This is a genomic window from Variovorax sp. GW821-FHT09D04, assembly GCF_059416405.1.
On sequence record NZ_JBWKPA010000007.1, the window covers coordinates 77,443 to 96,137 of the forward strand.

Consider the following 18,695-nt stretch of genomic DNA (forward strand, 5'->3'; position numbering starts at 1 on the left):
CCGGGCTGCATGGCTTATCGGCCACAGGGTTCGCGCTAATTCGTTGCCGGGTAGAACCCTGCGCGACCCGCGTGCGGGTCAGGGGCTCAGTAGCTGATCTCTAGCCGGTCGAGAAGCAGCTTGAGCGCGTTCTTCTCTGCCTTCAGCAGATTCAGTCGTCCCGCAGCCAGCTTGTCCAAGGCGCGCGAGCTGTTGTCGGAGAGCAGTTGCTTGCCCCGCGCCAGATCGCGGATTGAGCCAATCCGAGGTATCAGGCTGACAAGCGCGATGTCGAAGTCGAGTTCCCGATTCTTTTTGGACTCCTTCCTTCCCGACGCGGCATCTGCCGCGAACTCCTGCAGCGGCACGCCAAACTCCCGGATGTCCGGTCGCAGACCGTCCATCTTCGGCTGGACATGCAAGGTCCAGCAGAACTCCTTCTTGCAGAACTCTGAGGGGTTGCGTACCGCCCCGGGCGGGTTGCTGAGAATGGGGTGGATGCGCTCGGCGAGTACCATCATCCAGTCGAGGAGTCTCGAGGGCACCGACTGATCCCGCCAGACGCGCATCAAATCGAGTTGCATGCCGGCCAACCTGAATGCATGGGCCGCCGCTGCCAGCGTGTAGGCGACCGTCTGGGCCTTCAAGCCCTTCGCATCGCGGTACCAGGTCGATCGAGCGACTTCGGTGTCCAGGCTGCGGAAGATGATGGCCTTGGCCACCGCACACTTGAACCAGAACTCGTTGATCGCCAGCCCGTCGCCATAGGCCTCGGCCGCGGATGCGATGAATCGCTGGAAGCATTTCTGCTCCCCTTCCGACACGTGATGTGGTCGCGATTCGAAGGCCAGTTCGTATTTGGCAAGCTCCGTCTTCGTGATCAGCTGTCTCTTCGGATACTCTGCCTCGAGCCGCTTGCGCTGGGCGGCCGACTGGTAGGAGAACAGATTCGTGAACTGGCCCCTGGCGCGCTCGTAGAACCATTTCGTCGCATACAGGGCACCTTCGAGCTGAGGGGCCGGTACTTCGCGAGAGAGTCGCTGAATCTGCACCTGCATGGGACTGTTGGAAGCGAGATCGGCCAGCGACACCTTGTTCTGCGTGTTGGCATACGCCGAAATCTTCGGAACGACCTCGCCGAGCTTTTCTTCTCCCACAACCGACAGCTTGACTTGAATGTGAACGTTCGCGAGGTCCGACTTCTGGCCATCACGGGCGTAGAGGATCGATGCGGTCGTCTGGCCGCCGTTGACGATCTGCAGGTCCTTGATGCGGGCAATCCCGAGTGATCCGTCGGGAAGCCGATCGGTTTGGACCGATGAGGCGGTGCCGGTCAGGCCGTTGTTGTAGGCGAAGAACATTGACGGCTCCTCGGCGATGGTCTTGAGGATGCCGCGATTGACGCTCGTCTTGGCCTGCAGGTAGGTCCTGACGTTCTGTTCGAGCAGACGGTTGCCGTATGTCGCGAAGACCTGCGCAAGCACGGGCGCATGGATCGCGAACAGGTAGCTGCTGAAGCCCGTGTCGCCCATGGATGCAGGAAGGCACTGGACCGCTCCGCCGAAATCCTCGACGAAATCGATCTCGACCGGATCCGCCCCGCTGCTGGAGATGCGGGCATACCTCTCGATGTCGAACACGTTGATGTGTACGGCAAGGTCCCCGAACGCGCGCGATTCGAATGCCTTGCGCTTCGTTCGCAGCTGGGCGTTGGTGAAGATCAGCAGCCGGACGCGTGCCAGTCTGGGCAGGACGTGGCGTATCTGCATCGCCACCCTGTAATCATGACTCGATTCCTCCATCAGCTCCACCGCACTACCGGAAAGAGCTGCGCGCAGGAAGCGTGTGGCCTGCGCCACCGCGGCGTCGACGTCACGGGCGTTGATCACTGGCAACTCGGGGTCTTGACGGAAGAGACAGACCGCGAGATGCAGGTCGCCGGAGCGATCCTCCTCACCCTCTGGAATGTCGAGAGCGAAACCGTCGATCCTGTAGCCCAGACCGCTCTCGCTGAGCGCCGGGGAATAGTCCAGGTCCGGTGAGTCCGCGTTCTCCGCGGCGAGCAGCGCATAGATGTTGAAGAATTCGGTAACCTTCAGCTCTCCGGACGCGGTACTCGCAATGGCTATTTCGCCGGCGAGATCGGCATACGTCTGTGCAGGGTCAGGCATCGATCGCCTCCAGCAGGTCCGACCACTCCACCCGGCAGCGATCCACTGCGGGGCCTCCCACCTCGTACTGGACCGCGAGGACCCCTGGGTCCACCTTCGCGGGCGTGAGCCGCGGGAACGCGTCGTTCACGGCATAAGTCAATCTTTCGTCGACGACCCAAGGCTGACGTGAAACGGCGGCATCCGGATCCATGCAGGAAAGGGTAATGGTCCGCTCGAAGGCGTGCAGCGCAACCGGCAGATCCGCGAGCATTCCCCACACGGCACTGCAGACTTGGGCGAGCGATCGGCCGGACTCCCCCGGCGAGAGCCGTATGGCAACAAGAAAGACGCTCTGCCCACGATCGTCGAGCTGCGCGAGCGACGAGATCCGCAACCGGTTGGCACTGGTCGCGCGCTGGGCCTTCACTTCAATCCGGGCGGCCCCGACTCCGATGTCCCGCGCATCGCCTTCCGGTCCGCGCCAGCCGCCAACGATCGCCGCTGCACCGGCCGTGCTCTCCAACAGCAGCGATTCCACGACAACGAGTTCGCCCAGCAGCCCTAGCGCCTCGTTCTCCGTCAGTCCGTCACCTTCTCGGCGTCTGAAGAGTTCGGCCCAACTGTCGAGGGCTGCGAGGAGCATGCCGGCTGCCGCGCGCGGCGTCTGTGCCGCCTTGGTGCGCTCGGCAAGGTCGTGGCACATGACGGAGAAGTTACGCGCCAAGCCTTCTTTCGTGAGCGTGAGACCAACACGCGTTCCGCCGGACAAAGGAACCTTCACGACCGTGATGTTCCTGAAAGCAGGTAGCTCGAACTCGTCGATTTCAACGCCGCGGATCTCGATTGCCAGCTCGCGCTCGCCGCCGATCGAGTACTGCACATAGAAGTCCAAGATGTGGTCCGGACTCACGCGGTAACGGCCGGCCGCATGGCCGGACGCGGCGATCGATGACCAGCGAGACTCGAACTCATTCATCGTCGGCGTCCTCGTCTGCCTCGGCCTGCTCCCGGATCTCTGCAAGCAGCTGGATCAACCGTGGGGACGCATAGTACTTGCGGGCCCTGCAGGCCATGGATGTCTCGGGAAAGACGATGCTGATGGTCACGACAGGCTGCGTCGGATCAAATGAAAGCTCCAAGCCGGAACCCGAAGCCGGGGACAGCTGCAGGAGATGCACCAGCAGAAGCGGCCTCGTGCGCGACATCGCAAGCCGGGTGCCCTCCGAAGGCGCCTCGTCGCCAGCTGCTTCCGCGTCGATTCGAATGACTTCGGCGCGGGCCTTCAGTGCTTCGCGGTCCGCTTCGCCGAGCTTGAGGTCGTCCACGCCGAACGCGACGGCGTTCTTGGCCGAGATCTTGACGAGGGTTCCATCCTCGACCGCACTTGCGCGCGACCTGCAGAGCAGGTCGCCTTCCCCGGCGGACGCGACATAGGGGAACGCAACCACGTGACTCTCGGATCCGGCCTTGCGCCGGATGAAGGGAATCGCGACATCCCAGTCCTTCAGCTCGCCGGCCGCGCGGTCTTCGATGTAGGCGCCGACAAGACTGCTGGCTCCGTCGATTTCGAGCGCGTTGAATTCCGTCTGCGGCAACTGCATCGTTCGCAGAAGGCTGAGGATGGTCGCGACGGGCACGCCGCTCCAGACAAGGGCGTTGCGATCCTTTGCCGGCGGCGCGGCAGCGGTGGCCGGAAGGCCGGCAACGAAGGTGTCGATGGCCGCTCGATTGGCCCGGTTGACCGCGTCGGTCGAATAGATCGCGTACGCCTGAAGGTGTCGGGTGCTGAAATCCTCAGCAAGCGAGAGCGGCGCGGCGCTGCGCATCTTGTTCTTGGCCGTGATCGCGATGCCGGTCGGGCTCTGGCGGACCTTGAGTCCGAACTCGAAAGGCTTCTTGCCAAGCAGCGCCATGCGCCGGAAGTCGGCACGCAGCTCCTCTACAGACTCGCTGACCTCTCGGAAGTCGCCGACCAGTCCGGGGGTGACATGGATGCGGCAAAGATTCTCGAATCCGGGGCGGTATCCGAACCACCGCCCCATCTGCAGGAGGGTGTCGGCGGCGCCGACGTTGCGAAGCACGTAAGAGACGAGCAGGCCTTCGAGCGTGAGCCCGCGGGCGAGTGCAAGGCCACCGATGCCGATCACGTGTAACCCGGTCGAAGGCGCCCGTTCATACTCGATGGTGCCGCCGCGCATGTTCACCAGGAGGCTCGAGATGGAAGAGATCGAGGGGTTCAGGTGAGGCCGGATCTCGTCCCAAGTCATGCCTGCGATGTCCGCGTATTCGGCGTCCCAGACCCTCTTGAGGTGCAGGAGCGCCGGGGACTTCTCCCAGCTGGCCATTGCCCATGTCTCGATGCTTGAGCGCAGGTCGGTCAGTTCGCTCTCGATGAGATCGCGAACCTGGGACTGCACCGCGTTGAAGCGGCTCACGTTGACCAGCATGGCTGAATGCCGGGCTCCGTCGCCCTTGGCGATGCGCAGGGCGCGTGCCAAGACATATTCACGGATTGCGTCGATCAGGCTCGCCGGGAGCGCGGACACCTTCCATCCGGCTTGGTGCGCAACGGGCAGCAGGTCGACATAGTCGGCCGGAATTTCGCGAACGCACGAGGATGCGAGGTCGCCCTCGTCGCCGAAGAGACGTTGCGAGCCCACGTAGTTGTCCGGCGGATCCAGAGATTTGATGAAATCGGCGGGAAAGAGATCCTCGCGGTCCCAGTCGTCGGTGGTGTCGGGGTCGATGAAGATGTTGGCGAACGGTGTTGCCGTGTATCCGACGTAGGTCGACTGCTTGCACGTGTGCAGCAGCGAGCGGATCCGCTGGTTGATGATGGTGGCCCGGTCCGGGTCGGTACTGGTGTTGACGCTCGCGTTATCCGCCTCGTCATCGATCAACAGCATCGGTCCATCCAGCTTCTCATCGTGTCTCAGACCCTTGAGCCAGTCCGCCAGCCGCTCGAGGACCTTGGGATTCTTCTTGGTCACGAAAAGGATCGGGTCGGCGAAATTCCCCTCGTGTGCACCCGTCGTGTTGGCGGTGGAGGCGTTGAAGTCGGACAGTTGCGAGGTGCCGCAGAAAGGATGGCGTGCCACGTAGCCTTCCTGCCCGGCGAAAGACCGTGCCACGTCGTAGATCTTCGAGTGCGCGGCGTCGCTGATCGACGACTTGCCGACAAACGTCTGGTCGAGCCTCACCTGGGTCTGGTATCGCAGGGAGTTCGTGATGCCGGCGAGGATGATGATGATCCTGTAGCCTGCATCTGCAGCCTTCGAGACCAGCGCCGAATAGTTGGTCGTCTTGCCCATCTGGACATGCCCCATCACGAGGCCCCGCCGGCGATTCCAGCCGGCGCGATCCTTGGGATTGCCCAAGAACCCCATGATCTCGTCTGTCACCTGGTCGACCGATCGGATCACGTCGACTGGCAGGATCGAGCGATCCTTCCAGTACTTCTCGAGCCGACGCCAGTAGTGGAACTCGATGGACGCCTTCTCTTTGGGATACCACTCCGCGAAGTCCCCGCGCAAGAGATGGCCATCGTCCTGACGAGTTCCAAATATCGTCTCGAGGTGCCTGACAGCGCGTTCGTGCTCAAGCGTCGACAGTTTGAACATGCCGCCGTGCTCGGACACCGCCTTGTCCAACTGGCCCGGGACCACGGTGGTCCTGCCCTGCAGTTCGGACTCGATCGTCATCTGCAGGTAGACGAGCATCGCCTTGAAACGATCTTCACTCACGATTCAGACTCCATTCCTTTTCCACCTTCTCTTTGATGTAACTCTCCGCGTACTTCCAGTGTCCAGAAATCGGCTCCGTGCGCTTGGCAAACGCAAGGAAATCCTTCGCGGACGGCGAGCCGCTCTTCTGGCCTAGGTAGGCAATCCAGCACGCCAGGATCAACGAATCGAACTCGACCGGGTCCGTGATGGTCTGAACCAGGCCGGCGTCGACCTGATGTGCATCCTGCGCAATGTTGTTCACCGGCACGCAGGCTTCGATCATCTTGAGCGCTTCGAGCGCGACGAACGGATCGCCTGCCTGCGCAAGCATCTGGCGAATGACGGGGTGCTGCTTGTTGATCTGGTACCTGATGCGCCCCGAGTGGACGTTGCGCTTCCAGACCTGTGCCTTCTCGCCGGGCTCCAGATCGACGCCCCTGTGCCGGTGGACACTGACAGACCGTCTGGAAAACCTCTGGACGACTTCCCGCAGGCGCCTGCGCAGGTTGACCGGCAGCTGGGCATCGGACTTGTCCAGCGTGATCTTCCAGTCGGTATCGAGGGTGTTCGGAAGGTCCACCCGTATGCGCGTGAGCTGCGACAGTTCTCCGTGCGGGACCAGCCTGAACCAAGTACCGTGGATGATCAGTCTCCTGTTCCGGTACACGTAGAACCCCTGGTTGCGCACCAAGCCTTCCGGGCCGCCGAGGAGGTTACGCTGTTCGACGGTCAGCTTGGAAAAGTGGGGAATCACGTACGGTCTCACCCGGATGCTCTCGCTGCCCCTCACCGGTAGGACCTCCTCATCGAGAGACTGTGTCGCAGGATGAGAACTGAGGAAGGGGTCGGCTGGCTCGAGGGGAATGCCCTGGACCGTGATTGCGAGCCTGCTGCCTCCATCGCCCGCGAGGTAGCGGTGAAAGACCAGGGCCAGCTGCTTCCTCGCCTGCGATATCTTGTCGTTCAGCCTCTCATCGATGGTCGCATTGAGCCCGATGTCGTAGAGCCTGTCGCAGCGTGTCCATATCACCTCGGTTCCGCTGTCGGAAGCACGAAGGCTTCCTAGGAGCGCCTTGGCCTCCGGACCTCGGAAAACGTGCATGCTCCAGCCGTCCAAGTCATCAATATCCCACCGGCCTGCGTTGACCTCTTCGCCCTGCCACGACACGACGGTCAGCACGCGGGCCTGGGAAAGCGATGCCGACTTCAGTCCCCAGCCGAAGCGGCCCAAGTCGCTAATGTCGCGCTGTTCGTCTGGGTTCCTGCTCGCAGGTCGCAGCGCCGCAACAAGATCCGTATATGACATCCCACGTCCATCGTCCCGTATTCGGACCGTGACGTCGTCGTCGACCGGATCGAAGCCGACCCACACGTTCGCGGCGCCCGCTTGGATACTGTTGTCCACGATATCCGCGAGCGCGGCTGCGAGGTCGTAGTTGCCGAAGCTGCGCGCCGTCGTCATCAGCGAAGCCGCATTCGGCGCGTTGGTGATTCGCAAAACCTCTCCTTGTTTCGGCATCCGTGCGAGCAGACTCCTCGACAGGGATGTCACGCCTCCGAGCCATCACTTCTATGCGTCTCCTCGGCCCGCTGCATCGTCGCGCAGGGCCGTCGATTGGCGCTTGGCACCCCGAGGGGAACATGTACTCCAAAATGTATCCGAACGTATGCCTTTCGTGCGAAGCGGAAGCCCCTATGTGGCGGTTCCACTACGCCATGTACGCGGTGAGGGGCTTCTTGTTCGCGGACGAATGCACACGAACCCACACTACGGCAGTGCTGACAGCACCATGACATACCACTGCGACCCGCGCGCTGGCGGCAGAACTCTGCGCGCGACGAGCCTGCGCAGTCGAACGAGGTGCAGTGCCCGGACCTGAGTTTGCTCGCCAAGGCGATCCGTCCGTCTGTGGCGAACAGTTGCTCGCCCGACTCGTGCGTCTGCGGTAGCCGCTAGAACTTCAGCAGCTTGGTGCTCTAGGGCATGTGTATGTGGGGTGGGGCGCAGCTATCGGCGGCGGTTGACCGCCGAGTCGGATTCGGTGGTCAAGTTGGCGGGAGCGCCTCGTGATGCTGCAGGAGCTGACCCGAGACGGTCGGAGCCAGAGTGCCCCTACGCATGCATCGTAGGCATCGCGCTGCGCAATCCGCAACCGAACTAAGACATGACAAATGCCCCTCGCGCCCGCGCCGTTGTTGCTATAGCCTTTCGATCCACCCAACCGAAAGGCGGTCATCCCGAAAGAGGCATGAGTGGCTTCAGTTCTTGCAATTATTTCTCTTGCGCGTGTCGGTGCCGTGCTGGATGCGGCTGAGCAGGTGAATGGCAAGCTGGACGAAATCCAAGACCGGTCATGCGACACTGAATGGGAGATGCAATGACACCCGAGACTATCGAGAGCATCGCCAAAGAGATTCGAGAGCGCGTGACGCGTCTAGAGTCCCGCATGGTGCAACTTGGCGACCACGTTGGCGCCAACCTGCGAACGAAACAGCGAATCACCGTCTCCCCCGTCAGCCCTCCGTGCGGCTCCGTGGCGCGCGTGGAAATCGACGCGCTGGATGTCAGTGTCTCGCGCATTCTCACGGAACTGCGGCAGCACGGCGTCATAGAGCGTGGCCCTGTCGACGTGTGCTGCGACGGGCGTCGCGTGTTGACCCTGCACATGTAACTTGTCGACCGAGTAACTCGCAATGAACTTGAGTGAGGGCGTGCGACGACTATTTCTCGTGTTTCAGTGGACGGCGGTGGTCTTGGTTCTCACCGTCGGGTGGGAGCGGCGTCCGCAGCCGACCGAAAGGCTCTTTCCCTGGGAAGCGAACGGGAGCGTTCCTGCTGGCCCGCGCCTCGTCCCCGTGGACTCCGCCCCCTTCGTCGTGAGAGCCACGCCGCCTGCAACATCGGCGGTGCCTCCAGCAACCAAGCCCACCTACGTCACAGATCCGGTTCTCTTGGCGCGCCTCAATGCCCCCGAGCCACCGGCGACCATGTCGCTGACAGAGGCCGCAGGAATCGCCGCTGCTCATATCGTCGCGCGCGAAGGGCAGATGCGCTCGGCTGCTGTAGACCCCGCGCCCAAGCCCAACTACGTCACAGATCCGGACCCCTTGGCGCAGCTGAACGCGCCCGAGGTGCGGCCAATGTCCGCTCCTACCTGGGAGGACTGGACCAAGCATGTCGCGCTGGTGACGTTCAGCGCCGTCTTGGCCTACTACCTTGTATTTGCCGCCCGGAAGCTGCTGGTGTGGGTTTGTAGCGGCTTTGTCGCTACTTCGCGGCGCGGCTAAGGCGGCGCGCAGCACTTCATGGCCTTCCGATCAGAAACCTACTCCGTATGCCTCAACCGACCATTTTTTGGCGCTTCAACTACAACTCGGATTTCGAGTTGGATCAGATGGTGGAGCAGGGAACGTTGATCCTGCCAACCATTGGGCTTCGAAGCTCAAAATACGATCCGGAGGTATGCCGCGACAGGCGCATGAGGACCGGAGACGGAGTTTTGCTGGCGCGTTTTGAAGAGGACGTGGGACGCGGGCAAATTGCGGCTATTGGCATACTGCTGGACGATCGCCCGGTGACTCAAGTCGATTGGCGTCGCTATCGGAGGCAGGTGAGTCCTAACCCGCAAGGCGGGTTTCCTCCTTGGCGCGAGCGATGCTTTCGCTTTGAAGGTGCTCGAGCCGATGCATACAATTTCGCCGCCGACTTCTTGAGTGAGTTTCCTGACCGATAGTCCTTGATGAAAACGGCGATGCCTAGTTAAACCCGCTGCACCTAGCGCATCACCGTTACTCCAAGACGGCAACCGTGATTTTTGTTGGTATCTTTGTTGGTATCTTTTTTTCAGGAACCCAAAGAATCCAACAACCATGAGGGTTACTGGCTTATTTTCGATTCCTGTCGAAGCACCATGAGGCCGCATCGCGCCGTCTCATGGACCGTCGAGGCGAGACGCCCGAAAGCCCCCCACTCCTGCCCGCTCAAGAGGTCGCGAACTTCTTCAGGCACGCCGCCGAAGCGTCCACTTCCTTGCTGAAGGGGAGCATGTCGGAGTACTTGGAACGGCGCAGTTCGTACGTACCGTCGTCGTGAATGTCGGCCACGATGTACTGAAACGCCTGCGCGATCACGTCGACCCGGTACCCGAAAGCCCGCTTGGTCTGCCGGACATGCGTGGCGATCGCGGTGTTCTGCGCGCCCAGGAATCCATCGAAAACGCAATCCATGAACTCAGGCTGCTCGGCCTTGTTGTAGGTACCGTGATGCACGGTCCAGAACGTATCCGGCTTCGCCGCGGTCGTGGGGGCCGTCGTGCAAGCAGACAAAGCGCCAGCAGCCAGCGCAGCCAATACAACTCTCAACATTCCTCGTCCTCCAAGATTTTTGAGCCCCGATCGTAGTGGCTCGATCCGCCTGGAGGAGACGTCACCCACCTATTTGAACGGCGGCGGCACCCGGATCTTCTGCCACTCCTCCGGCGTGATGAACTTCGCGCAGGTCGGCAGCGCGCTGATGACGCGGCGCTGCGGCTTCATCGGAACGAGTTGCGCGTTCTCCTCTTCCCGATAGAGGTTCACCCCGCAGGCTTCGTACGCGATGCCCTGCTTGCTCTCGATCTCGCGGCGCGCCTCGAAGCGTTCGCGCAGGTTCCGGAACGACTGCCCGACGATCCGGTAGCGCTTGCCTTCCTCGGGCAGGAACGAAAACGAAATCCGGCACGCGGCACGGCCGTGGTACTCGATGAGCGCCTCTTCCCCCGCGCGGATGAACATCGCGCCCTTGAGTTCGGTGCGCCCGCGGTAGCAGCCCTCTGCGTTGAGGTTGTTGATCACCACACCGTCCTTCGACTCGACAGTGACCTGTGCCCGGCTTTCCTGCTCGGCCGGCAAACGGTACGGTGTTTCACAGGCGCTCAGCAATGCAGCGGCGGCAATGGCGAATGCGTACGGGCGAATCGCTCTGGGTGACATGGTGCGGCGCTCCCCTTGGTCTTGTGGTGCCGCGCGATGCTAAGGCAGCGGCACCCCGCGTACGCCCCGCCCCGCGCAGCGACGAGATTTCAATCGACGCCCCGACGGCGCGCCGGACTACTTTTGGATGCACCGCGTAACGGCATGCTGTCCTTCGTAGCAAGAGACAAGCAACAGGGGGCAAGCGATGAACAAGACCGAGGCCTTGGCGGCCATGGTGGAAGTGGCACGGATCGGGCGCGGCATGACGCCCGCCGATGCACTCACGCAGCTGGGCGAGCTGATCGCGCAGGAGTCGCCGGACGATCCGGCGCATGACGTGAAGGTCGAAAAGCTGCTGCGCCTCGGCGCCTGCATCTGGTCGCTGCGGCGCGGGGTGTTCCTGCCCGAGCCGCCCGGGCGCAGCGACGAACCGGAAGCTCCGCCGGTGCAGCGGCCCCGCGAGATCGCGCCCATCGGCACGGTGCCCGCGCGCGCATCGCACCCCGTCTCCCACCACCCGGTGATCCCGGCCCTGAGCACCTCGGTGCACTACGGGCTCGCGTCGGCCTTCACACCACCCGAAACTCCTCCACCACAAAGGCCGTGATCTCCGCCAGGAAGGTCTTGGCGTGCGCCATGGTGCGCTGGCCTTCGGGCGAGGCAAAGGCGGCGTTCAGCGTGTCGGTGTTCTCGAACCACAGTTCCACGATGCCGTCGATCGGCAGCTCGGCGTAGCCGCAGGGCGTGCCCTTCTCGAACTCGCGCGCGACCACCACGTTCTGGCGGTAGCCGGCCACGCCGGGCATGCGGCGCACGTGGTCGGCGTGCACCTTCCATTCGCGGCGGAAGTCTTCTTCCGACTGCGCGACCGGGCGGCGCAGGGTCGAGATGCGCTTGAGCATCGCCGGCCCCGCCGACGATGCGGGCGACGGCGGCGCGATGACCTCGGTCTGCTCGACCGTCACGATGTGCAGCCCACCCAGGAAGTGGCGCTCGTCGGCGCGGATCTCTGCCGCCAGCTCGCCGGTGTTGAAGGCCGCATCGGCCTGCGCTGCGGCGTCGAACTGCAGCTGCGAAAAACCATCGAAGTCCCACGGTCCGCGCGCGAAGTCGATGCCGCGCTGCAGCCGGTCGGTCACGCGGTTCTGGCGGTAGGCGCGCAGCGTGGGCAGCCGCGCGACAAGCGGGCCGTGACGTTCGCGCCAGTGGCGGCTGAAGGCCTCGTCGGTCCAGCCGGGCTGCTTGCGGATCAGGCCCATGCGCAGGGTCGTCGTCGTGGGTTCGGTCATCGGTCGGTCTCCTTGTGGGGTGGCGCGTTCTGCGCCTCGGCGCGCGCACGCGCCAGGCCGGGCGCACGCTTGGCGAGCCAAACGCCGTGGCGCACGGGCCAGCGTTGGTACTGCGGATCGGCGCCGAGCGCGGCGGCCGCGTGGTGCGGCCAGTAAGGGTCGAACAGGGCTTCGCGGCCGAGCGCGACGAGGTCGGCCTGCCCCGCGGCGAGCACGGCCTCGGCCTGTTGCGCGTCGACGATCATCCCGACGGCCTGCGTGACCACGTCGGCCTCGCGCCGGATGCGCTCAGAGAACGGCACCTGGAAGCCCAGGCCGCGCGGCACGGGCAGCGCGCGCGTCTCTTCGGTGAGGCCGCCCGACGAGCAGTCGATCACGTCGACGCCGCAGCGCTTCAGCTCGCGCGCGAGCACCACCGAGTCGTCGAGGTTCCAGCCGTCGAGCGTGCCGTCCACGGCCGAGAGGCGACAGAACAGCGGCTTGCCGGCGGGCCATGCGGCGCGCACGCGCTGCGCGATTTCCAGTGCGAGCGACATGCGGTTCTCGCGGCTGCCGCCGAGCGCGTCGTCGCGGTGGTTGGCGTTGGGCGACAGGAAGCTCGCCACCAGGTAGCCGTGGCCGAAGTGCAGCTCGACCACGTCGAAGCCGGCCTGGTCGGCGCGCACGGTGGCATCGACGAAACGTTGCACGACCTCGGCCATGTCCTGTGCATCGAGCGCACGCGGGGCCGACCAGCCGGGGCCGGCCGCAAGCGCGCTGGGGCCCAGGCGCTCCCAGGGTTCGTCGTCGGCCGCCATGCGCGCCGGGTCGATGGCCGCCCCGCCCTCCCACAGCGGCTCGCTGCCGGCCTTGCGGCCCGCGTGCGCCAGCTGCACGCCGATGGCACTGCCTTGCGCATGGACGAAGTCGACCACGGCCTTCAGCGGTGCGATCTGGCTGTCGTTCCACAGGCCGAGGTCGGCGGTGCCGATGCGCCCGCGCGGATCGACGGCGGTGCTCTCGGTGAGGATCAGGCCCGCGCCGCCGAGCGCGAACTTGCCCAGGTGCACCAGGTGCCACGGTGTGGCATGCCCGCGCTCGGCGGCGTGCTGGCACATGGGCGAGATGACGATGCGGTTGGCCAGCGTGAGCTCGCGCAGCTGCAAGGGCTGGAACAGCAGGGGAAGAGAAGAATCAGGCATGTGAAGAAATCAAGGAGCCGGCGCAGCCACGGGCCGCGTGCCGAGCCAGGTGCCGCTCATCACCGCGGCAAAGCCGAACAGGTGCCACCACGTGAGCACCTCGCCCAGCAGCAGCGCCGCGAACAGCACGCCGAACACCGGCACCCAGTAGAGAAAGACGGCCGTGCGCGCCACGCCGATGACGGAGATCGCACGGTTCCAGATGAGGTTGCCCGCGGCGGTGGCTGCGATGCCAGAGAACAGCACCAGCGCCCACGGCCACAGGCCGGGAAAGAGCTGCGCCGCGGTGAGCCGCGACGGCCCGAGCAGCGTGTGCACCACGAGCATGAACGTGCCGATGAGGTAGATGACCCAGCTGATCGACAGCGGATCGATCTGCCGCGCCAGCCGCTGCACGCCCACGCCGCCGACCGCGAAGCTCACCACCGACAGCGCGAGCATCAGGTCGCCGACGCCGGCGCTCGACAGCCCCGCGCCCGGGTGACTCAGCACCACCGCCGCCACGCCCGCGAAGCCCAGCGCGACGCCCACCATGCGGCGCGCCGTGAAGCGCTCGCCGAAGACCAGCGCGGCCATCAGCGCCGACACCAGCGGGCTCAGCGCCATGATGAGCGCGCCGTTGGTGGCGGTGGAACGCAGCAGCCCCTGCGCGAACAGGATCTGGTTGCCGTAGACCATGAGAAAGGCGCAGCCCGCCATCACCGCGAGCTGCCGCGCCGTGAGCCGGGGCACGCCGCCGCGCCGCCACAGCACGATGGCGCTGAGCGCGATGCACGCCACGCCCATGCGCAATGCCGCCAGCGGCAGCGTCTCGAAGGAGCCGGTGAGCGCCTTCACGGCCGAGACGTTCACGCCCCACACCAGCATCGCGAGCAGCATCCAGCCCTGCACGGACGCGGGCGTGGCGCCGTGCGAAGGCGCGGGTTGGTTCACCTCAGCTTTCGAGCGCGTTCCACATTTCGATGTCGCGCTCCGCGGTCCAGATGCGCGGATGCACATGGCCGGTGGCTTCGTCGTAGGCACGCGTCACGTCGAAGGGCATGCAGTGGTCGAAGATCACCCAGTGGCCGTAGGTCGGGCGCAGCGCGGCCACGGTTTCCTTGTAGATCACATTGAGCGACTTGCCTTCGGCCACGCCGTTGTTCACCAGCGTGTAGACGTCGGAGATGAAGGCGCGCGTGGAGGCAATCGCCTTGCGCACGTCGGCGGCGTTTTCCAGAGCGGCACCACGGCCGGGCACCAGCTTTTCGAAACCGAAGCCGGCCAGGCGATCGAGCGTGGTGGGCCAGTCGCGGAAGTAGCAATCGCCGGCGTAGGCGGTGCTCTGGTATTCGACGAGGTCGCCCGCGAAGCAGATCTTCTGGTCTTCGAGGTAGGCGATGGTGTCGCCCTTGGTGTGGCCCCGGCCCACTTGCGCGATCTTCACTTCGAGCTTCTTGCCCAGCCACACGCTCATGGTGCCGTCGAAGGTCATGGTGGGCCAGGTGAGGCCGGCCGGCACCGACTCGACGTTGCGGAACAGGCGCGGGAAGCGGCCGATCTCGCTGGCCTTGTCCTGCTCGCCGCGCTCGACGATCAGGTCGTAGGTGTCGCGGCTGGCCAGGATCTGCTCGGCGCCTTCCTTGAAGTACGCCGACGCGCCCAGCACGCGCACCGCGTGGTAGTGGCTCAGCAGCACGTACTTGATAGGCAGCGGCGTGACTTCGCGAATGCGGCGGATCACGTCCTGCGCCATCGCGGGCGTGGCCTGGGTGTCGACCACCATCACGGCCTCGTCGCCGATGAAGACGCCGGTGTTGGGATCGCCCTCGGCGGTGTAGGCGTAGGCGTTCTCCGAGAGGCGGGTGAACGAGACCTTCTTTTCTTCGAGGTCGGCCTGGCTGGCGAATTTCTTGGTGGTCATGAGTGGTCCTTTGAAGTGAGAGGGAAAGTCAGTGCGTGCCGAGATAGGCGGACTTCACCTTGGGGTTGTCGAGCAACTCGCGGCCGGAGCCTTCGAGCGTGATGCAGCCGGTTTCGAGCACGTAGGCCCGGTCGGCCACGCCCAGCGCCTGCTTGGCCATCTGTTCCACCAGCAGGATCGTGAGACCCGAGCTGCGCAGCTGGCGGATGGCGTCGAAGATGTCCTTGATGATGAGCGGCGCCAGGCCCAGCGAGGGCTCGTCGAGCAGCAGCAGGCGCGGCTCGCTCATGAGCGCGCGGGCAATCGCGAGCATCTGCTGCTCGCCGCCCGACAGCGTGCCGGACAGTTGATGCGCGCGTTCCTTCAGGCGCGGAAAGCGCGCGAACTCGCGTTCGATGGCGCGCTCCACGAAGGCCTTGTCGTTGCGGCGCGAGTAGGCGCCGAGCATCAGGTTCTCGCGCACGGTCTGGTCGGGGAACACGCCGCGCCCCTCGGGCGACAGCGCCACGCCCAGGCCCACGCGCTGGTGCGCGGGCACGTGCGTGCAGTCCTTGCCGTCGATGAGCACGCGGCCTTCGGCCACGGGCTCCAGCCCGACGATGCTCTTGAGCAGCGTGCTCTTGCCGGCGCCGTTGGCGCCGATGATGGTGACGACCTCGCCCGCGCGCACTTCCAGGCTCACGCCCTTGACGGCCTCGATGGCGCCGTACGAGACCTTCACCGATTCGATTTTCAACATGATGGTTTCGGTCCTCTGGCTCAGGCGGGCACGGCGGCCATGTCTTCTTCGTCGTCCACGCCCAGGTAGGCCTCGACCACGCGCGGGTTCGACTGCACCTCGGCGGGCTTGCCTTCGGCGATCTTCACGCCGTAGTCGAGCACGATCACGTGGTCGGAGATCGACATCACCAGGTCCATGTGGTGCTCCACCATCAGGATGGACACGCCGCACTTTCCGATGCGCACCAGCAGTTCGCCGAGCTCGGCGGTTTCCTGCGGGTTGAGGCCGGCGGCGGGCTCGTCGAGCAGCAGCAGCTGCGGCTCGGTGGCCAGCGCGCGCGCCAGTTCCACGCGGCGCTGCAGGCCGTAGGGCAGGCTTCCGGCGGGCCAGTGCGCCAGGTGACCCAGGCCCACGAGGTCGAGCAGCTGCAGCGCGCGCTCGCGCGTGGCGCGCTCCTGCTTGCCGGCCGTGGGCCAGGCCACGAGCGACGACAGGAAGCCGTTGCTCATGCGGCTGTGCCGTCCGAGCATCACGTTGTCGAGCACCGAGAGGTCGGCGAACAGGCGCAGGTTCTGGAAGGTGCGGCCCATGCCCAGGCAGCAGATGGTGTGCGCCGGCTGGCCCACGATGTTGCGGCCCAGGAAGCGGATCACGCCCGCGTCGGGTTCGACCACGCCGGTGAGCATGTTGATCATGGTGCTCTTGCCCGCGCCGTTCGGGCCGATGAGCGCATGGATGTGGCCGCGCTGCAGGCGGAACGACACGTCCTGGGCGGGCTTCACGCCGCCGTACGACTTGGTCACGCCCTGCACCACCAGCAGCTCGCCTTCGCCGCCGGGACCGATCTGGCCCGGCATGCCGTTGCCGGCCGCCCCTTCGCCGCGGTGGCGCGACTTGAGGAACCACTTGTTGAACAGGCCCACCACGCCGCCCGGCATCACGTACAGCGCGAACAGCAGCAGGAAGCCGTACAGGAAGTGCTGCGCCGAGGGCCAGCGCGCGAGCAGCGCGTCGGTCGCCGTGAGCAGCACCGCGCCCACGATGGGGCCGTACATCGAGCCCGCGCCGCCGAACAGCACCAAGAGCAGGATGAAGATCGACAGGTGGAAGGTGATGAAGTCGGAGTTGATGTACTGGTTCTGCTGCGCCACGAGCGCGCCCGCGATGCCGCAGGTGACGGCCGCGACCACGAAGGCCATGACCTTGGCGCGGTACACGCGCACGCCCACCGACGACGAGGCGATCTCGTCCGCCTGCAGCGACAGCAGCGCGCGGCCGAAGCGGCCCTGCAGCAGGTTGCGCAGCAGCAGGTGCAGCGCGGCGCTGAGCACGATGCCCAGGATCACCCATTGCACGCTGCTCAGGGGCTGGCCGTTCCAGGTCAGCGGGCGGATGCCGTAGATGCCCTGCGCGCCGCCGAACACGTCGGTCCATTCGCCCACGAGCTTCTCGACCACGATGCCGAAGGCCAGCGTGACCATCGCAAGGTACGGGCCCTTCACGCGCAGCGAGGGCAGCGCGATGAGCACGCCGCACACGCCCGAGACCACGGCCGCGATCACCAGCGCGAGCCACGGGCTCAGCTCGGTGCGCGAGGTGATGAGCGCGACCGCGTAGGCGCCGGCCGCGAACAGACCGGCCTGGCCCAGCGATTTCTGGCCTGCATAGCCGACCAGCACGTTCATGCCGGCCGCGCACAGGTAGTAGACGCACATCATGAAGGCGATGCGCAGGTAGTAGTCGTTGCCGGAGAGCGAGACCAGGCCGCACAGCACGGCCGCCACCAGCACCACGGCGGCGGGATGGGCAAGGCGCTTCATACCTTCTCCACCGTCGAGCGGCCGAACAGGCCCGTGGGCCGGAAGGCCAGCACCAGGATCACGAGCGCGAACACCGCGACCTCGCGCCACTGCGCCTGCCAGAGGTTCACCATCGACTCGAGCACGCCCAGCAAAAAGCCGCCGATGACGCAGCCGCGCGGATTGCTCAGCCCGCCGATCATGGCGCCCGAGAAGCCCTTGAGCCCCACGGTCAGCCCCATGAAGAGCGAGGCCTGCGCGATGGGCGCGAGCAGAAAGCCCGACAGCCCCGCCAGCGCCGAGCTGACGACGAAGGCGCCGATCATCATGGCGTTGGTGTTGATGCCCATGAGGCTCGCCACGTTGCCGTTCTGCGCCACGGCGCGCATGGCCTTGCCGATCATGGTGCGGTTCATCACGCGGTCGAAGCCGATCATCACGACCACGGCCACGCCCAGCGTGAGCAGTTCCTGCGGGCGCACGCCCACACCGAACATGCGGATCACGGTGTCGCCCACGGGCGCGGGCACCACCACGGGCTTCGGGCCCCAGATGGCCAGGCCCACGCTCTGCAGGATCACGCCGAAACCCAGCGTGCTCATGACCCAGGCCATGCCGGGGCGGCCCGCGAACGGGCGCACGCCGAGCACGTAGAGCAGCCAGCCCAGCAGGCCCATCACGCCGAGCGCGGCGACCAACGCAAACAGCTGCGCGCCCGCGCCGGGCACGGCATCGCCGAAGGTGGTGGAGCTGAGCGGCTTGCCCAGCACGAGGAACAGCGCGCTCATGCCGATGAACGCGCCGGCCGAGACGAACTCGCCGTGCGAGAAGTTCAGCGTCTTGGTCGTCGTGAACGTGATGCTGAATCCGAGGGCCACCAGCGCATAGGCACCGCCGACGGCGAGCCCGCTGATGAGCGCCTGCAGGAGCGCTTCAACCATGGTGTGTATCTCCGTTGCGGAACGAGGCTGCGCCCCGCTCCTTTGTCTCAG

The 18,695-nt window shown here is 65.1% G+C and carries 18 protein-coding genes; 5 read left to right on the forward strand and 13 right to left on the reverse strand.

Annotated elements, in window-relative coordinates; genetic code table 11:
- Nucleotides 1-86 precede the first annotated feature (86 nt).
- The 4 genes from AC07O4_RS21275 to AC07O4_RS21290 are packed head-to-tail and all read right to left on the reverse strand — an operon-like array spanning nucleotide 87 to nucleotide 7,355.
- Nucleotides 87-2,150 (reverse strand): AIPR family protein, encoded by a 2,064-nt coding sequence (locus tag AC07O4_RS21275; protein ID WP_495305581.1) that lies wholly within the window; start codon nucleotides 2,148-2,150, stop codon nucleotides 87-89.
- Nucleotides 2,143-3,108 (reverse strand): PD-(D/E)XK motif protein, encoded by a 966-nt coding sequence (locus AC07O4_RS21280; protein WP_495305582.1) that lies wholly within the window; start codon nucleotides 3,106-3,108, stop codon nucleotides 2,143-2,145. Before AC07O4_RS21280 ends, AC07O4_RS21275 begins: the two co-directional genes overlap by 8 nt.
- Nucleotides 3,101-5,875 (reverse strand): Z1 domain-containing protein, encoded by a 2,775-nt coding sequence (locus AC07O4_RS21285; protein WP_495305583.1) that lies wholly within the window; start codon nucleotides 5,873-5,875, stop codon nucleotides 3,101-3,103. Before AC07O4_RS21285 ends, AC07O4_RS21280 begins: the two co-directional genes overlap by 8 nt.
- Complete coding sequence (locus tag AC07O4_RS21290; protein ID WP_495305584.1) at nucleotides 5,868-7,355, reverse strand: ATP-binding protein; 1,488 nt, start codon at nucleotides 7,353-7,355, stop codon at nucleotides 5,868-5,870. Before AC07O4_RS21290 ends, AC07O4_RS21285 begins: the two co-directional genes overlap by 8 nt.
- Before the next feature lie 755 nt (nucleotides 7,356-8,110).
- Between AC07O4_RS21290 and AC07O4_RS21295 the strand changes: the two genes are divergently transcribed.
- The 4 genes from AC07O4_RS21295 to AC07O4_RS21310 all read left to right on the forward strand — a co-directional run bounded on the left by AC07O4_RS21295 (nucleotide 8,111) and on the right by AC07O4_RS21310 (nucleotide 9,591).
- Nucleotides 8,111-8,239 carry a hypothetical protein gene (locus AC07O4_RS21295; RefSeq protein WP_495305585.1) on the forward strand — a complete coding sequence of 43 codons (129 nt, stop codon included), beginning with the start codon at nucleotides 8,111-8,113 and terminating at the stop codon, nucleotides 8,237-8,239.
- Nucleotides 8,236-8,529 carry a hypothetical protein gene (locus AC07O4_RS21300; RefSeq protein ID WP_495305586.1) on the forward strand — a complete coding sequence of 98 codons (294 nt, stop codon included), beginning with the start codon at nucleotides 8,236-8,238 and terminating at the stop codon, nucleotides 8,527-8,529. Before AC07O4_RS21295 ends, AC07O4_RS21300 begins: the two co-directional genes overlap by 4 nt.
- 316 nt (nucleotides 8,530-8,845) lie before the next feature.
- Nucleotides 8,846-9,145, forward strand: coding sequence for a hypothetical protein (locus tag AC07O4_RS21305; RefSeq protein WP_495305587.1), 300 nt, complete (start codon nucleotides 8,846-8,848; stop codon nucleotides 9,143-9,145).
- Between the two features lie 47 nt (nucleotides 9,146-9,192).
- Complete coding sequence (locus tag AC07O4_RS21310; protein WP_495305588.1) at nucleotides 9,193-9,591, forward strand: hypothetical protein; 399 nt, start codon at nucleotides 9,193-9,195, stop codon at nucleotides 9,589-9,591.
- A 247-nt stretch (nucleotides 9,592-9,838) separates the two neighbouring features.
- Here AC07O4_RS21310 and AC07O4_RS21315 read toward each other — a convergent pair whose 3' ends face one another.
- Entirely contained in the window at nucleotides 9,839-10,222 is a 384-nt protein-coding gene (locus AC07O4_RS21315; RefSeq protein WP_307696962.1) for a hypothetical protein, read from the reverse strand.
- 69 nt (nucleotides 10,223-10,291) lie between these two features.
- Nucleotides 10,292-10,828, reverse strand: coding sequence for a hypothetical protein (locus AC07O4_RS21320; RefSeq protein ID WP_495305589.1), 537 nt, complete (start codon nucleotides 10,826-10,828; stop codon nucleotides 10,292-10,294).
- 187 nt (nucleotides 10,829-11,015) lie between these two features.
- Between AC07O4_RS21320 and AC07O4_RS21325 the strand changes: the two genes are divergently transcribed.
- The gene (locus AC07O4_RS21325) at nucleotides 11,016-11,417 is read left to right on the forward strand and encodes a hypothetical protein (RefSeq protein WP_070062744.1); all 402 of its coding nucleotides are present in this window, start codon (nucleotides 11,016-11,018) and stop codon (nucleotides 11,415-11,417) included.
- Here the strand turns inward: AC07O4_RS21325 and AC07O4_RS21330 are convergent.
- The 7 genes from AC07O4_RS21330 to AC07O4_RS21360 are packed head-to-tail and all read right to left on the reverse strand — an operon-like array spanning nucleotide 11,380 to nucleotide 18,644.
- Nucleotides 11,380-12,099, reverse strand: coding sequence for an EthD domain-containing protein (locus tag AC07O4_RS21330; RefSeq protein WP_369645189.1), 720 nt, complete (start codon nucleotides 12,097-12,099; stop codon nucleotides 11,380-11,382). The genes AC07O4_RS21325 and AC07O4_RS21330 overlap by 38 nt on opposite strands.
- Nucleotides 12,096-13,280 (reverse strand): NADH:flavin oxidoreductase/NADH oxidase, encoded by a 1,185-nt coding sequence (locus tag AC07O4_RS21335; RefSeq protein WP_495305590.1) that lies wholly within the window; start codon nucleotides 13,278-13,280, stop codon nucleotides 12,096-12,098. Before AC07O4_RS21335 ends, AC07O4_RS21330 begins: the two co-directional genes overlap by 4 nt.
- Nucleotides 13,281-13,289: 9 nt before the next feature.
- Nucleotides 13,290-14,213 (reverse strand): DMT family transporter, encoded by a 924-nt coding sequence (locus AC07O4_RS21340; RefSeq protein WP_495305591.1) that lies wholly within the window; start codon nucleotides 14,211-14,213, stop codon nucleotides 13,290-13,292.
- Between the two features lies 1 nt (nucleotide 14,214).
- Nucleotides 14,215-15,183 (reverse strand): MBL fold metallo-hydrolase, encoded by a 969-nt coding sequence (locus AC07O4_RS21345; protein WP_095746773.1) that lies wholly within the window; start codon nucleotides 15,181-15,183, stop codon nucleotides 14,215-14,217.
- Nucleotides 15,184-15,211: 28 nt separating this feature from the next.
- Complete coding sequence (locus AC07O4_RS21350) at nucleotides 15,212-15,922, reverse strand: ABC transporter ATP-binding protein (RefSeq protein WP_095746774.1); 711 nt, start codon at nucleotides 15,920-15,922, stop codon at nucleotides 15,212-15,214.
- A gap of 20 nt (nucleotides 15,923-15,942) precedes the next feature.
- Nucleotides 15,943-17,724 (reverse strand): branched-chain amino acid ABC transporter ATP-binding protein/permease, encoded by a 1,782-nt coding sequence (locus AC07O4_RS21355; RefSeq protein WP_495305592.1) that lies wholly within the window; start codon nucleotides 17,722-17,724, stop codon nucleotides 15,943-15,945.
- A complete protein-coding gene (locus tag AC07O4_RS21360) occupies nucleotides 17,721-18,644 on the reverse strand; it encodes a branched-chain amino acid ABC transporter permease (protein ID WP_062469725.1) in 924 nt (307 codons plus the stop codon). Before AC07O4_RS21360 ends, AC07O4_RS21355 begins: the two co-directional genes overlap by 4 nt.
- Nucleotides 18,645-18,695: the final 51 nt, after the last annotated feature.